This is a genomic window from Streptomyces sp. NBC_01283, from assembly GCF_041435335.1.
In the GTDB taxonomy this organism is placed as follows: Bacteria; Actinomycetota; Actinomycetes; order Streptomycetales; family Streptomycetaceae; genus Streptomyces.
Window position 1 is genome coordinate 8,591,663 of sequence record NZ_CP108430.1, and the last position, 15,390, is coordinate 8,607,052.

Annotated in this window: 9 protein-coding genes; 7 read left to right on the top strand and 2 right to left on the bottom strand. The window is 68.9% G+C overall.

The genetic code is table 11. From position 1 onward, the window contains the following. Positions 1-58: 58 nt before the first annotated feature. Positions 59-2,263 carry an Ig-like domain-containing protein gene (locus tag OG302_RS38855; RefSeq protein WP_371749446.1) on the bottom strand — a complete coding sequence of 735 codons (2,205 nt, stop codon included), beginning with the start codon at positions 2,261-2,263 and terminating at the stop codon, positions 59-61. A 637-nt stretch (positions 2,264-2,900) separates the two neighbouring features. On the opposite strand from OG302_RS38855, the gene OG302_RS38860 reads away from it, so the two are divergent. The 3 genes from OG302_RS38860 to OG302_RS38870 all read left to right on the top strand — a co-directional run bounded on the left by OG302_RS38860 (position 2,901) and on the right by OG302_RS38870 (position 7,845). Then, the gene (locus OG302_RS38860; protein ID WP_371749447.1) at positions 2,901-5,444 is read left to right on the top strand and encodes a discoidin domain-containing protein; all 2,544 of its coding nucleotides are present in this window, start codon (positions 2,901-2,903) and stop codon (positions 5,442-5,444) included. A 46-nt stretch (positions 5,445-5,490) separates the two neighbouring features. Further along, complete coding sequence (locus OG302_RS38865) at positions 5,491-5,832, top strand: hypothetical protein (protein ID WP_371749448.1); 342 nt, start codon at positions 5,491-5,493, stop codon at positions 5,830-5,832. 381 nt (positions 5,833-6,213) lie between these two features. Beyond that, a complete protein-coding gene (locus tag OG302_RS38870; protein WP_371749449.1) occupies positions 6,214-7,845 on the top strand; it encodes a M4 family metallopeptidase in 1,632 nt (543 codons plus the stop codon). A 445-nt stretch (positions 7,846-8,290) separates the two neighbouring features. Here the strand turns inward: OG302_RS38870 and yicI are convergent, their stop codons facing one another. Next, on the bottom strand, positions 8,291-10,528 hold the full coding sequence (gene yicI / locus OG302_RS38875) for an alpha-xylosidase (RefSeq protein WP_371749450.1): 2,238 nt from the start codon (positions 10,526-10,528) through the stop codon (positions 8,291-8,293). A 443-nt stretch (positions 10,529-10,971) separates the two neighbouring features. Between yicI and xylA the strand changes: the two genes are divergently transcribed. From xylA to OG302_RS38895, 4 genes are all read left to right on the top strand, one after another. Then, positions 10,972-12,141, top strand: coding sequence for a xylose isomerase (gene xylA, locus OG302_RS38880; RefSeq protein ID WP_371750366.1), 1,170 nt, complete (start codon positions 10,972-10,974; stop codon positions 12,139-12,141). A gap of 124 nt (positions 12,142-12,265) precedes the next feature. Continuing rightward, positions 12,266-13,531, top strand: coding sequence for a sugar ABC transporter substrate-binding protein (locus OG302_RS38885; RefSeq protein WP_371749451.1), 1,266 nt, complete (start codon positions 12,266-12,268; stop codon positions 13,529-13,531). Between the two features lie 10 nt (positions 13,532-13,541). Further along, entirely contained in the window at positions 13,542-14,501 is a 960-nt protein-coding gene (locus OG302_RS38890; protein ID WP_371749452.1) for a carbohydrate ABC transporter permease, read from the top strand. 5 nt (positions 14,502-14,506) lie between these two features. Continuing rightward, positions 14,507-15,364 carry a carbohydrate ABC transporter permease gene (locus OG302_RS38895; RefSeq protein ID WP_371749453.1) on the top strand — a complete coding sequence of 286 codons (858 nt, stop codon included), beginning with the start codon at positions 14,507-14,509 and terminating at the stop codon, positions 15,362-15,364. Positions 15,365-15,390: the final 26 nt, after the last annotated feature.

Here is a 15,390-nt window from a genome sequence, read left to right on the forward strand (position 1 = left end):
GATGCCTTTCGGCGATGCTTGGTCCGCGCCTGGCCCGGATCGAGGCGCGCGGTCGGCGTCACACCCTGGGCCTGAGTAGGGTGATCTTCGAAGCGCCCTGTTCTGTGACGTACAGGGTGCCCTTGGCCGTGTCCTCCGTGACGTCCAGCGGCTGCTGGAATCCGGTGAACCCGGTGATGCCCGTCGTGGGCGCCGACAGCTTCCCCTGCGCGTCGACGCCGAACACCTCGATGTCCTGGCCACTGCTGTAACGGACCACGAGGAGCTTGCCCTTGAGTGCGCCCCCGAAGGCGTTGCCGCGGTATTCGACGACCCCGTCGGCGGAGGCGTGCAGCCCGGCGTCGTACATTCCTGCCGTGTCCAGGTTGCGGTCCGGCTGGGTGCCCACGGGGTAGCCGGTGACCTCGAAGGGACTGGTGCCCGAGGTGGGGTTGCCCCCGGCCAGCACCCACTCGCAGCGCGCCGGGTTCGGGTGCCCGTAGTAGCGGTTCTTCTTCACGTCGAAGACGTAGTCGGTCTCCGCCACGGGGTTGGACGTGATCCCCGGCACGGTCGGACCCGTGTAGGCCCCGGCCGTCGCCGCGTCGATCCGGCGGGAACAGGCGGCGGGCAGCGGTGTGGGCGTGGCGGGCGTGTTGCCGCCGGCCGCGGACCCGTTGGTGGGTGTGTAGAGGTGGCCGTTGGTGTGCCACACCAGGTCGTAGGCGTTGCGTACGCCCGTCGCGTAGAGGGTCAGTGGTGCGTTGGCGGCGAACGGGTCGTACGTTCCCGGGCTCTCGGTCCGCACGTCGACGGCGCCGGACGCCGGGAGCTTGGCCGGGTCGAGGCGCAGCACGGCGGCGTTGAGCAGGTGCTCGGGGCGGTTGCCCCACGTCGGGTCGGCGGCGCCCATGGCGTTGTTGGCGCCCTGCGTCACGTAGAGGGCGCCGTCAGGGCCGAAGGCCAGGGAGTTGGTCTCGTGGTCCTTCACGGACCGGGGCAGACGGCTGATCACCTCGGTGTACGTGCCGAGGCCTGGACCGCTCAGCCTGGCGATGCTGCTGGACCAGTCCGGCTCGTTCGGGGTGCCTCCGGCGTACATGGTGTTGGAGGTGATCCACAGCACGGGGCTGGCCGCCGTCGAGGAGGGATCGAACGCCATCCCGATGATGGAACGATTCGGTGCTCCCGGCAGGCCGCGGGCCGTTGCGTCCGTGCGCACGGTGGAGATCGTCTCCGCCCCGCTCAGGGTGCCGTCGGCGGCGATCGCGTACCGCATGATGTATCCGTCGAGCGTGGACGCGTACAGCTTGCCGTCGGGGCCCTTCACCACGGAGGCGAAACTCCTGCCCGTCGCTGACGTGGCCACCTTGTCGAAGGCGATGGTGCCCGTGCCGGTGCCCGCCCCGGTGGTGAACACCGAGCTCCATGGCGTGAAGCTCCGCCCGTCCAGGTCCCGGGCGCCGCTGGTGACCGAGAAGCGGTAGCGGGTGTTCGCCTTGAGCCCCGTCGTCGGCGACAGGTTGATGACGTCGCCGCCGCCGCTGGTGATCACGTGGGCGGGCACGGCTGCCCCGGTCACCGACTCCTTGAGGGTGACCGTACTGGCGGTGAGGGTCGCGGCGTCGACGCCGGGACCCACCAGGCGGAGGTCCGCGACGACGCTGCCGGTCGGTGCCGCGCCGGTCGCCGTGTTCGTCGGGGTCACCGTCCTGACCTCCGGGTGCACGGCGGAGTCGGCGAGCGGGGCGACGGTCACGTACGCGATCTTCGTGTTGCTTCCCCCGAGCGGACTGATCGTCAACCGGCCGTCTGCCACGGTGGGTTGAACGGTCCTGGTCTGGTACTTGGTGGTGGACGTGGGGACGAACCCGTCGACCGCGTTCTGGTTCTCGACCTGGAGCGCGTGGGAGCTGTCCACGCTCGTGGCGTCGCCCACGGCGACCGTCACCGTGTAGGTGCCGTTGGGTACGGCGATTTCCCACCGGCCCGGGGTCTTCACGCCGGCCGACGAGGCGGGCAGCTGCATGTGCACGAGGGTGGCGAGGAGCCGGTCGGGCTCGGCGGTGCCTCTGTCCCGGCCGTTGCCCGTCAGGTCGAGCGGGGTGGTGTTGGACAGTCCCACCCAGCCGTAGGTGAGGCCGGTGCCCTGGTCGGGGCCGGTACGGGCGCCGAAAGCCTGTCCGTAGTCGAGTGCGTGGCCGCTCACCGGCACGGTGGTGGCGGTACCGAAGTCGATCTTCGCTGAGAAGGTGGTGTCCGCCCGCGCCTGCGCGGGAGACACCAGGACGACACCTATGAGGGACAGGGCCAGCAGGAAGCCTGCCGCGCGGGGCGATGGTCCGCTCCGTGAGTGACTGCGTCTTCGATGGCGTAATACGGTCACGGTCTTCTCCCGTCGAGAGCCGAGCAGGGAACACGCCCCGTGACGTGGCGACCGGTGCCGGATCCACCGTTGGGTCGGCGCCACCGTTGGGTCGGCGCCGACCGAGAATGCCCGTCACCGTGCCCGGGGCCTTGTCGTGCCCATGACTGCCCTGGGTGCGGCGGTCCAAGCGGCGGCCGTGCCGGGCCCGCGTTCGGCCGGCGGCCCGCCTGCCGCGTGGACGCCCGCGACCTGCCGGGTTCCGATGAACCTCTGCCTCCACAAGCGCATTTGGAGTGCTGTGGGCACGACACCTATGTGTGTGTCCCCTACTGATGAGATATCAGGGCACATCAGCCTGTGCGCTTCCGCGAGCATGCGCGGCGCCTCGATGGACGGCGGGCCACGACGGTGAATGCGGCGAGGGGTGCGCCCGCTCGCCGCGCGGCTGCGGAGATCAGCCGATTGGCGGGAGAACGCCCTTTACATCCCTGCACCCTATTGGCATGGTCATGCCCTCATCTGCGCGCCTGTCGCGCATCCCCGGGGGGCCTTCATGCTGACTCGTCTGTTCACATCCTTTCCGCACACCAGACTCAGATCCACCGGCCTCATAGCCTTCGCGCTCGCCGCCGTCATCGCCGGGCTGCTTCCGTTGACCGGAGGCAGCCCGGTCATCGCGGCCGCCGGATCCGGCGCCGCCGGAGTTCCCGATCCCCGGCACCCGATGGCGGCGCCGCACGAGCCCGTGGTGCCGGCCGACGCCATGGAACCCACCGCACCCGTCCTGCCCAGGGACGGCTGGACCGTGTCCGCGAGTGACGAGGAGACCGCGTCCGAGAACGGACGCGCCGTCAACGTGCTCGATGGCAGCAACGCCACCATCTGGCACAGCAAGTGGAGCGGCACCGCCGCGCCGCTTCCGCACACCCTCACCGTCGACATGCACCGGACGGCTGTCGTATCCGCACTCGTCTACCAGCCGCGCACCAACAGCGCCAACGGCAGGGTGGGTTCGTATGTCCTCCACGTGAGCGCCGACGGCACGAGTTGGGGTTCCGCCGTCGCCTCCGGCACCCTCGGCGACGACGCGACCGCCAAGACCCTGAGTTTCGCCGCGAAGGGCGCCCGCTACGTGCGGCTCACCGCGACGAGCGAGGCCGGCAACCGCGGCCCCTGGTCGGCCGCAGCCGAGATCAACCTCCTCGGCGACCCCGGCTCACCCGCCTCCGTGGTCGACCTGCCGCGGGCCGGGTGGACGGCGACGGCGAGCGACGAGGAGGTGAGCGCCTCGGCGAACCCCGCCGCCAACGTCCTCGACGGCGATCCGGACACCCTCTGGCACAGCCGGTACTCCGGTACCGCCGTGCCCCTGCCGCACAGCATCACCATCGACATGAAGAGCGCCCGCGACGTCTCGGCTCTCACCTACCAGCCGCGCAGGTCCGGAGCCAACGGCCGGATCGGCGCCTACACCGTCACGACCAGCACGGACGGCACCACGTTCGGGGCACCCGTCGCGAGCGGCACCTGGAAGGACGACGACACCGTCAAGGGGGCCACCTTCTCCCGCACCGTCAGCGCGCGGTACGTACGCCTGACGGGTACCACGGAGGCGGGCGGGCGTGGGCCGTGGTCCTCGGCGGCGGAGCTGCGTCTGAGCACTCCGGCGAACCCGGCGACCGCCGGTTCCTGGGGCCGGGTCACCGGATTCCCGCTGGTTCCCGTGGCCACCGCCCTGCTGCCGAACAACAAGCTGCTCGCCTGGTCCGCGTACGGCGTCGACCGCTTCGGGGGAAGCAACGGCTACACCCAGACCGCGATCATGGATCTCGGCACCGGAACCGTCACCCAACGACGGGTCGACAACACCCGCCACGACATGTTCTGCCCCGGCATCGCGGTCCTGAAGGACGGCCGGGTGCTGGTCACCGGCGGCAGCAACGCCGAGCGGGCCAGTATCTACGATCCGGCCACCGACGCCTGGTCGGCGACCAGCGACATGAACATCGCTCGTGGCTACCAGGCCATGACCCTGCTCTCCAACGGCGACGCCTTCGTCCTCGGCGGCTCCTGGAGCGGCGGCCAGGGCGGCAAGAACGGCGAGGTCTGGTCGCCGTCCTCCGGCACCTGGCGCAAACTGCCCGGCGTGCCGGTGACCAACACCATGACAGCCGACCCGGCGGGCCCCTACCGGGCCGACAACCACCAGTGGCTGCACGCGACGTCGGGCGGCCGGATCCTCCAGCTGGGGCCGAGCAAGCAGATGAACTGGATCTCCACCCAGGGGGACGGCTCCGTCACCGCCGCCGGAACGCGGGCCGACAGCGCGGACGCCATGAACGGCAACGCCGTCGCGTACGACATCGGCAAACTCCTCACACTGGGCGGTGCGACCGCGTACGAGAACACGACGGCCACCCGACGCGCGTACACCATCGACCTCAACGGGGGCGGAACTCCGGTGGCCGCGCGTACCGGCGACATGGACTTCGCCCGTTCCTTCAGCAACAGCGTGGTCATGCCGGACGGCAAGGTCGCCGTGTTCGGCGGGCAGTCCTACCCGGTTCCGTTCAGCGACGGGACCTCCTCGCTCACACCGGAGATCTGGGATCCGGCGACGGGGCAGTTCACCCGCATGGCGAGCATGGCCGTGCCGCGCAACTACCACAGCGTGGCCAACCTGCTGCCCGACGGGCGCATCTTCTCCGGGGGCGGCGGCCTGTGCGGCGACTGCGCCACCAACCACGCCGACGGGGCCGTCTTCACCCCGCCCTACCTGCTCAACGCCGACGGCACCGAGCGCACCCGGCCCGTCATCACCGGTACCGTGCCCGCCCGCGTGGCCAACGGGGCGACCGTCCCCGTGACCGCTGACTCGGCGGTCACCTCGTTCGTCCTGGTGCGGGCGGGCGCGGCGACCCACTCCACGGACAACGACCAGCGGCGCGTACCGCTCACCTTCACCCGCGACAGCGCGACCTCGTACACCCTCAACGTCCCCTCCGATCCGGGGGTGGCGCTGCCCGGCAGCTATCTGCTCTTCGCGCTCAACTCGGCCGGGGTGCCGAGCAAGGCCCGGATGGTCAGCGTGGGCTGACCGTGCGCACGACGAAGCCCCGCCGAGCAGACGGCGGGGCTTCGTCGTGCGCGCTGATGCGGCGGCCCGCACCGGGACGCTCGCGGTGGCCGGTGAGCTGTACGGAACGACCAGCACCGAAGACAAGGCGGGTCGCGCACGTCTGGGCCGCCGGGAACGTCGGTGCCCGCTCCGGCAGGGAGGAGCCCGGCGGCAAGACCTCCGAGAACGCCGCGGACCTCGCCCCTCTGGACGTCAGCGTCTCGGTGACCTCCAAGTCGACCTGGAGGTCGCCGACGGCACGGTCGACCCGCTGAAGCGGACCAGCAGTTCGGACCCCACGGACAAGGTCAAGGTGACCTGCACGGTCAACGCCTCGTCCGAGCCGCCAACGGCATCTGGAAGCTGAAGGTGCAGGACAGGGCCACGAGGGCTGCGCGGGGCACGGGCTACATCAAGTGTTGACATGGCTTGTCCGTAATTCTCACCCCGCACAGATGCTCCGCCTACCGAGGCGCGTCGCCGCCGCGGGTAATCAACTCTGCGGCGTGGCTGGCGTGTTGCCAAGGCCGACGATGTTCATGATCTGTTCGCATTGCGTATGTCGACCATCGTTCAACGGACTATTTCTGGCCAACATCCAGCCAAAAGACTGACATGTACCTGGTTCAAATGACACGCTCCCCCGCAACACGCTGCACGTACAGCAACACGCTGCACGCCCGCATCGCGTCTTTTTCTGCTCCGGGCGGCCCTCCATGCCTCCCGGGCCCCCACAGATGGAGCCCGCGTGATCTCTGATATATCCCGTAAGCGTTCGACACTCGCGATCGCCACCGCCGTGGCCGCCGGAGCGCTGCTCACCGCCGGACTGACCACCGGCGCCTCCGCCCAGCCGGGCAAGGAGACCGGGCCGTCCGGCTCCCCCGTCGCCCTCTCGGTGTCGGCCCGCGCGGACCTCCTCCAGGACGCGAGCGTCGAGAGATCGGCGACCGCCGGGCGGATCGGCCTCAGTGCCAAGGAGAAGCTCGTCGTCCGTGACGTCATCAAGGACGCCGACGGCACCACGCACACCCGCTACGAGCGCACCTACGAAGGCCTGCCCGTCCTCGGCGGCGACCTCGTCGTCCACACCGCCAAGAACGGCGAACTGAAGGGCGTCACCAAGGCTACCGAGGCCACCGTGAAGGTCGCCTCCACCGACGCCAAGCTGGGCAGGTCCTCCGTCGCCAAGTCCGCCGAGTCGACCGCCGCGAAGGCGAAGACCGCCAAGGCCGACGCGCAGGCCCCGCGCAAGGTGATCTGGGCCGCCTCCGGCGAGCCCGTCCTCGCGTACGAGACCGTTGTCACCGGCGTGCAGAAGGACGGCACGCCCAGCAGGCTCCACGTCATCACGGACGCCGCGAGCGGGAAGAAGCTGTACCAGTACCAGGCCATCGAGAACGGCACCGGCAACAGCCAGTACAGCGGCAAGGTCACGGTCGGCTCCAAGAAGGTCACGAGCGGCTACGAGCTGACAGACAAGGCCCGAGGCGGTCACCGCACCTTCGACCTGAAGCACGCGGAGAGCGGCGGCGGCACGCTCTTCAAGGACGCCAACGACGTCTGGGGCAACGGCAAGCCTTCGAGCGCGCAGACCGCCGCCGTCGACGCCGCCTACGGCGCCCAGCTCACCTGGGACTACTACAAGTCCGTGCACGGCCGCAAGGGCATCAATGGCGACGGCAAGGGCGCGACCTCCCGCGTCCACTACGGCAACGGCTACGTGAACGCGTTCTGGGACGACAGCTGCTTCTGCATGACGTACGGCGACGGAGAGGGCAACAAGAAGCCCCTCACCTCGATCGACGTCGCGGCCCACGAGATGACGCACGGTGTCACCTCGGCGACCGGCAACATGGAGTACAGCGGCGAGTCCGGCGGCCTCAACGAGGCCACCTCCGATATCTTCGCCGCTGCCGTGGAGTTCAAGGCCAAGAACCCCAAGGACGTCGGCGACTACCTCATCGGCGAGAAGATCGACATCAACGGCGATGGTTCCCCGCTGCGTTACATGGACAAGCCGAGCAAGGACGGTCAGTCCCTGGACAAGTGGAACGCCAACGCGGGCAATGTCGACGTCCACTACTCCTCGGGTATCGCCAACCACTTCTTCTACCTGCTGTCCGAGGGGAGCGGCAAGAAGCGGATCAATGGCGTCCAGTACAACTCGCCGACCGCCGACGGCTCCAAGGTGCTGGGCATCGGACGCGGCAAGGCCGAGAAGATCTGGTTCAAGGCCCTGACGACGTACTTCACGTCGACCACCGACTACAAGGCGGCCCGTAAGGGCACGTTGAGAGCCGCCAAGGACCTGTACGGCGCGAATTCCACCGAGTACAAGCGCGTGGCCGCTGCCTGGACCGGCGTCAACGTCAAGTAGCCCCGGGTCAGTGACGTAACGGGCGGCGTCCGAAACGGACGCCGCCCGTTGGGCGTTCATCGCGTCAGTGCTCCCGCCTGCTGTCTCGTGCCCTCGAATTCCACCGCCACCAGCCTCAACTCGGCTCCCTCGCAGAGGAGTCGGTGCGCCGGGAGGATTCGTACCGTGTACCCGAACGACCCCGTCCGGTCCAGCGCGAGCGGGCCCTCGTACATCCACCGCGCCCCCCCCCGGTCGGCCCCGCCAACAGGCTTCATCGGCACGGGTGTTGTGATCCTGCGCGTCCACTCGCCGCGCGATCGCCTGAACCTCCATTCGTCAGGGGCCGGCTCGACGAGGTGCACTCGGACGCGCAGGGCCGGCGGTACGCCAAGTCAACTCAAGGGTTGCACCTTGGTTGGTGATGCCCCCGTCAATGACGGAGGCATCACCCTGGGTCCCGGGTTCACAGGTCGGCCGACACCACCATGTGTGGAGTGCCGTGTCCTTCCGGCGGGGTTACGGTCACCGTCGTGTCGGTCGCCTCGCGCGTCACCTGGTAAGCGGCGGCAGGGCGGCCGGCGTGGTCGGGGACGGTGACCGTCACCTGGTGTGCGTCGGGGGTGACGAGCAAGGTGAGGCCGTCGAGCCAGTCCCCGTCGGGTCGCTGTGTGTCGGAGCCGAGCGGGAGGACCGCTCCCGGGCGGACGTACAGGGGCAGGCTGTCGAAGCCGTGCCTCTCGCGGCGCCAGGCCGGGCCCTGGACGTGTTCGCCGGTCAGGAGGTGGGTCCAGGTGCCCTCGGGCAGGTAGTACTCGACGACGCCGTCGGCCGAGAAGACCGGGGCGACGAGCAGGTCGGGGCCGAGCATGTACTGCCGGTCCAGGACGCGGGCGGTGGGGTCCTCGGGGAACTCGAGGAGCATGGGCCGCATCAGCGGCACGCCGGTGTGGTGTGCTTCGGCCGCGGCGCCGTACAGGTAGGGCATGAGCCTGTGCTTGAGCCGGGTGAACCGCCGTGTCACGTCGACTGCTTCGTCACCGAACTCCCACGGCACCCGGTAGGAGCTGGAGCCGTGCAGGCGGCTGTGGGAGGAGAGCAGGCCGAAGGCGAGCCAGCGCTTGAAGACGGCCGGGTCCGGGGTGCCCTCGAAGCCTCCGATGTCGTGCGACCAGAAGCCGAAGCCCGACAGCGACAGTGACAGGCCACCGCGCAGCGACTCCGCCATCGCACCGAACGACGACCAGCAGTCGCCGCCCCAGTGCACCGGATACTGCTGGCCGCCCGCCGTGGCCGAGCGGGCGAACAGGACGGCCTCGCCCGTGCCGCGTTCTTTTTCCAGGAGTTCGAAGACGGTGCGGTTGTACAGGTGCGTGTAGTAGTTGTGCATGCGCTCCGGGTCGGAGCCGTCGTGCCAGACCACGTCGGTGGGGATGCGCTCGCCGAAGTCGGTCTTGAAGCAGTCGACGCCCTGGTCGAGCAGCACCTTCAGCTTCGCCTGGAACCATGCGCAGGCCCCGGGGTTCGTGAAGTCGACGAGCGCCATGCCCGCCTGCCACAGGTCCCACTGCCAGATGTCGCCGTTCGTCCGCTTCACCAGATACCCCGCGGCGGCGGCCTCGTCGAACAGGGCGGACTTCTGCGCGATGTACGGGTTGATCCACACGGAGATCTTCAGGCCCCGTCCCTTGAGCCGGGCCAGCATGCCCTCGGGGTCGGGGAAGACGTCCGGATCCCACTCGAAGTCGGACCACTGGTACTCGCGCATCCAGAAGCAGTCGAAGTGGAACACGCTCAGCGGGATGTCCCGCTCGGCCATGCCGTCGACGAAGGACGTCACCGTCTCCTCGTCGTACTGCGTGGTGAAAGAGGTGGTGAGCCACAGTCCGAACGACCACGCCGGCGGTAGCGCCGGGCGGCCGGTGAGCGCGGTGTAGCGGCGCAGGACGTCTTTGGGCGTCGGGCCCGCGACGACGTAGTACTCCAGCGTCTGGTCCTCGACGCTGAACTGCATGTGGCCGACCGACTCCGAGCCGATCTCGTAGCTCACCTTGCCGGGGTGGTTGACGAACACGCCGTAGGCGCCGGCGGGGGAGACGTGCAGGCTGAACGGGACGTTCTTGTAGGCCTGTTCGCTGCTCGTGCCGCCGTCGGCCTGCCACATGTCCACGACCTGGCCGTTCTTGACGAACGGCGTGAAGTGTTCGCCCAGGCCGTAGACCTGTTCGCCGACGCCGAGTGCCAACCGCCCGGCCATGTGGTGGGCGCCGTCGCCGGTGGTGAAGAAGGCCGTGCCCTTGCGGCCCGCCGATGTCATCTCCCGGCCGTCCGCGTCATGGAACGACAGCGCCCAGGGCGCGGCTCGGTCCAGGCGTGCGGTGAGGGGGCCGCTGGTCAGCTCGATCATGTCGCCGTCGCGGCGCACTTGGCCGCCCCCGGTGTCGGCGCCCGGCAGGCCGAACTCCGGGCCGAGGTGGCGCTTGCCCGCCAGGTGTGTGGTGCGGACGCCGATGACGCCCTCGGCGGGGGAGAAGCAGTCGACCGTCAGCAGGGGGGAGTTGAGGGTGTCGCCGCGGCGCTCGACGCGCTTGATCGCGGCGTGGGCGGTGAAGCGGTCGGCGTCGGCTCGGACACTGCGGACCTCGGTCGCGTACGAGGCCTCGACCCCGTCGCGCATGAGCCAGAAGCCGTCGGTGAACTTCATGATCTTCCTCAGGGTGGTGCGGGGTGGAAGTTCGGATCGAAGGAGCCGTCGAAGGCAGGGGCGGCCGGTCCCAGGTCCCTGGTCGAGTCCCTGGTCGAGTCCGTGGTCGAGTCCGTGGTCGAGAGGGACGGGGCGGGCCGGGTGTTGCCGTGGAGCGGAACGCGGCGAACTCCCCCTGCCGACGACGACGTTGGGCGGTGGCGCGGAGCCCCTCGACTGGCTTGCGATCTTGAAGGCGAAGCAGCTGCCCGTGCCATTTGATCGTACAGAAAACAAAACGGCAAGGACCCTTTTCGGTGCGATCGCGGAAGCGCTTCGATTCCTGATGGCGCCAGGTATCGACGCCTTTGCAGGGTGTGAAGTTGACTCCGGGGTCTAGCGTCGAAGCGCTTCGTGGCGTATTAGTCATGTCAGAAAACAAACTCGCAGCAAAGGGCCGCACCATGTCCGACCGCTTCACCCCCACCCCCGAAGACACGTTCACGTTCGGTCTGTGGACCGTCGGTTGGCGGGGCAACGATCCCTTCGGCGATGCCACCCGCCCCGCCCTTGACCCCGTCGAATCGGTCCGCCGCCTCGCCGAACTCGGCGCGTACGGCGTGACGTTCCACGACGATGACCTGATCCCCTTCGGTTCCTCCGACGCCGAGCGCGAGGCCATCGTCAAGCGGTTTCGCGCCGTCCTGGACGAGACCGGGCTCGCGGTGCCGATGGCCACCACGAACCTGTTCACCCACCCCGTCTTCAAGGACGGTGGCTTCACCGCCAATGACCGCGACGTACGCCGCTTCGCGCTGCGCAAGACCATCCGCAACATCGACCTCGCGGTGGAGCTGGGCGCCACGACGTACGTCGCCTGGGGCGGTCGTGAGGGCGCGGAGTCCGGCGGTGCCAAGGATGTGCGCGTCGCGCTCGACCGGTTGAAGGAGGCCTTCGACCTGCTCGGCGAGTACGTCGTCGAGCAGGGCTACGACCTCAGGTTCGCGATCGAGCCAAAGCCGAACGAACCGCGCGGCGACATCCTCCTGCCGACCATCGGTCACGCTCTGGCGTTCATCGAGCGCCTGGAGCGCCCCGAACTCGTGGGCGTCAATCCGGAGGTCGGTCACGAGCAGATGGCGGGCCTGAACTTCCCGCACGGCATCGCCCAGGCCCTGTGGGCGGGCAAGCTCTTCCACATCGATCTCAACGGACAGACCGGCATCAAGTACGACCAGGACCTGCGCTTCGGCGCCGGTGACGTGCGCCAGGCGTTCTGGCTCGTCGACCTGCTTGAGAGCGCCGGCTACCAGGGGCCGCGCCACTTCGACTTCAAGCCGGCGCGCACCGACGGTGTCGACGGCGTGTGGGAGTCCGCGAAGAACTGCATGCGCAACTACCTGCTCCTCAAGGAGCGTTCGGCCGCGTTCCGGGCCGACCCCCAGGTGCGGCAGGCGCTGCGTGACTCCCGCCTCGACCAGCTCGCACAGCCCACCGCCGCCGAGGGCCTGGCCGAACTCCTGGCCGACAAGGGTGCGTACGAGGACTACGACGTGAACGCCGCCGCCGAGCGCTCCATGGCCTTCGAACGCCTCGACCAGCTCGCCATGGAGCACCTGCTCGGCGCGCGCTGACCTCCGCACCCCGCGATCGAGCCCGTACGGACTAGGCCGGAGCCGTACCGGGATCTGCGAACACCCCCGGCGGGACACGGGCGTCCCGCCGGTCGGCCACCCCTCCCAGGCAAGGGCAACCACCGTGACAGCAGCACACATACCGGAGCGCGCGCGTGTCAGGCGCCGCCGTGCCGGTCGGCGGGCGACGGTCCCGCTCACCGTTGTCTCCGCGCTCGTGGCCACCACGGCACTCGCCGGCTGCGGCCAGCAGCGTGACGACGACGTCTACACCGTCCTCAACTCGTCGACCGACGACTCGTATCACGGCTGGGACGCCGCCACCTTGTCCCGCTGCAGCAAGCGGCTCGGCATCACCATCGAGCAGCAGAGCGTGCCGGCCGCACAGGTCATGACGAAGTCGCTGCGCATGGCGTCGTCGAAGTCACTGCCGGACGTCATCCAGTTCGACGCCTCCGAGATGCCGACGTTCGCCGACGCCGGCGGACTGATCGACCTGCGCACGTTGGGCCTGTCCACCCAGGACATACCGCGGGGCATCGTCGACTTCGGCTCCTACAAGGGCACGTATTACGGGGCCGCGCGCACGGTGAACACCCTCGCCCTGTTCTACAACAAGGACACCTTGAAGAAGGCGGGTCTCGAAGTCCCCACCACCTGGGACGAGATGCGGCAGACCGCCAAGAAGCTCACCCAGGGCAAGCAGTACGGCATCGCCCTGAGCGCGGGCGGCGCGGAGGACGGCGTCTTCCAGTTCACGCCGTTCATGTGGTCCAACGGCGGTGACGAGTCGCATCTCGCGAGCAGGCAGGTCGCCCAGGCGCTGGACTACTGGAAGAGCCTCATCAAGGACGGCTCGCTGTCCAAGTCGACCGTCAACTGGACCCAGGCCGACGTCAACGACCAGTTCATGGCGGGCAACGCCGCAATGATGATCAACGGTCCGTGGCAGGTCGAGACGCTCAACACCAAGAAGAACCTGGACTGGGGCATCGCCCGGATCCCGGTGCCGAAGGCGGGGGGCGACTCCGTCGGCCCGCTCGGCGGCGCCGTGCTGACCGTGCCCAAGACCGGTGACACCGCGCGCGAGAAGACCGCCGGGAAGATCATCGACTGCATGGCCGGCGAGAAGGAGCAGATCAGCTACGCGCGCAACAGCTGGATGGTCCCCGCCAACGAGAAGGCCGCCGCCGTCTGGCGCAAGGAAGTGCCCGAACTCGACGCTCTGGCCGACCAGGTGGCCACCGCGCGCTCGCGCACGGCCAAGGTCGGCGCGCGCTGGTCGTCGGTGTCGCTCGCCCTGCAGAGCGCCTTCCAGTCCGCCCTCACCGGACAGTCCAGCGAGGCCGCGCTCCAGCGCGCCCAGCAGCGCGCCACGAGCGGGAAGTGACGTGACGAACATGTCGACCACCACAGCCTCCGCGACCGCACCCGCCGCCGATCACCCGGCGACCACCGTCAAGAAGCCCGGCCCGGCACGCGCCCGGCGCCGCCGCAGGCTCTCCCAGTGGGGCTTCATCGCGCCCGCCGTCATCTTCATGGCGCTCTTCTTCGGCTACCCGCTCGTACGAAACGTCCTGATGAGCTTCCAGGACTACTCGCCCTCCACCTTCTTCGACGGCAAGGCCCCGTTCAACGGCACCGACAACTGGAGCAAGGTCTTCCAGGACGACCTGTTCGGCAAGGCGCTGTGGCACACCGTCGTCTTCACCATCGGCTCCCTGATCGGCCAGTTCGGCATCGGCCTCGCGCTCGCTGTCTTCTTCACCAAGAGATTCCCGCTCAACGGCGTGCTGCGCTCGCTGATCCTGCTGCCCTGGCTCGTCCCGATGGTCGTCTCCGGCATCGTGTGGCGCCGCATCCTGGACCAGGACACCGGTGTCCTCAACTCCTTCCTCGACACCTTCGGCCTGGGCGGCGCCACACCCTGGCTGACCAGCCCCGGCATGGCCCTGTTCTCCGTCATCCTGGTGAACATCTGGATCGGCATCCCCTTCAACATGGTGATCCTGTACGGAGGTCTTCAGGAGGTCCCCAAGGAGCTGTACGAGGCCGCGTCCCTGGACGGCGCGTCCGCCTGGCGCACGTTCCGCTCGATCACGCTGCCGCTGCTCAAGCCGGTCATCACCGTCGTGCTGGTCCTCGGCTTCATGTCGACGGTGAAGATCCTCGACCTGATCCTCGCCCTGACCGACGGCGGCCCGGCCGACTCCACCCAGACCCTGGGCACCCTCACTTACCAGAACTCCTTCGTGCAGCTGGACTTCGGCGCGGGCGCCGTCGTCGGCAACGTTTTGATCCTGATCTCCGCTGTCTTCGCGGTGTTCTACCTGCGGGCCAACCGCTCCGAGGGGAAGTGACCGGCATGGCGACCACCACCGTCACCCAGACACCCGCCGCCCAAGCGCCTGCCACCAGGGCGAAGCGCCGCTGGGGTGCCACCGTCGTCGGCGTATTCATCCTGGGCGTGATGCTCTTCCCGCTCTACTGGATGCTCAACACGGCCCTGCAGCCCACATCCGGCCTCCTGGAGGTCTCGCCCGTCCCGCACGGGGTGGACCTGTCCGGGTTCACCTCCGCGATCCGCGAGCAGGGCGGCCACCTGCTGACCTCGCTCGCCGTCGCCTTCGGCGCCGTCACCATCTGCCTCGCGATCGCCGCCCCCGCCGCCTACGGGCTCGCCCAGTTCCGCCTCCGCGGCACCCGCACCATCGTCTTCGGCACGCTCATCACCCAGATGGTGCCGGGCATCGTCATCGCCAACGCGCTCTACAGTGCCTACGTCGATCTCGGCCTGGTCAACTCCTACTTCGGCCTCATGCTCGCCGACGCCTCGCTCGGCATCCCCTTCGCCATCGTCCTGATGCGGTCCTTCATGGTGGCCATCCCCAGGGAGGTCATCGAGGCCGCCGAAGTCGACGGCGCGGGCCGGCTGCGTACCTTCGTGCAGGTGGTGCTCCCGATGAGCCGCAACTCCCTGATCACCGCAGGCCTGTTCTCCTTCCTGTACGCGTGGAGCGACTTCATGTTCGCGCTCACTCTCAACACCACCGACGACGTCAAGCCGGTCACCCTCGGCATCTACCAGTACATCGGCGCGCACGTCGGCGACTGGGGCTCCGTCATGGCCGCATCCGTCCTGTCCGCGATCCCGGCAGCGGTGCTGCTCGTCCTCGCCCAGAAGTACATCGCCGCCGGCATCACCGGCGGATCCGTCAAGTAGGCCACGTACACCAAGTAAGGCCATTC

Bases quoted from the DNA above. Each gene is read 5' to 3' on its own strand.
- xylA (WP_371750366.1), top strand. From the start codon at position 10,972: ATGTCCGACCGCTTCACCCCCACCCCCGAAGACACGTTCACGTTCGGT.
- OG302_RS38895 (WP_371749453.1), top strand. From the start codon at position 14,507: ATGGCGACCACCACCGTCACCCAGACACCCGCCGCCCAAGCGCCTGCC.
- yicI (WP_371749450.1), bottom strand. From the start codon at position 10,528: ATGAAGTTCACCGACGGCTTCTGGCTCATGCGCGACGGGGTCGAGGCC.
- OG302_RS38890 (WP_371749452.1), top strand. From the start codon at position 13,542: ATGTCGACCACCACAGCCTCCGCGACCGCACCCGCCGCCGATCACCCG.
- OG302_RS38860 (WP_371749447.1), top strand. From the start codon at position 2,901: ATGCTGACTCGTCTGTTCACATCCTTTCCGCACACCAGACTCAGATCC.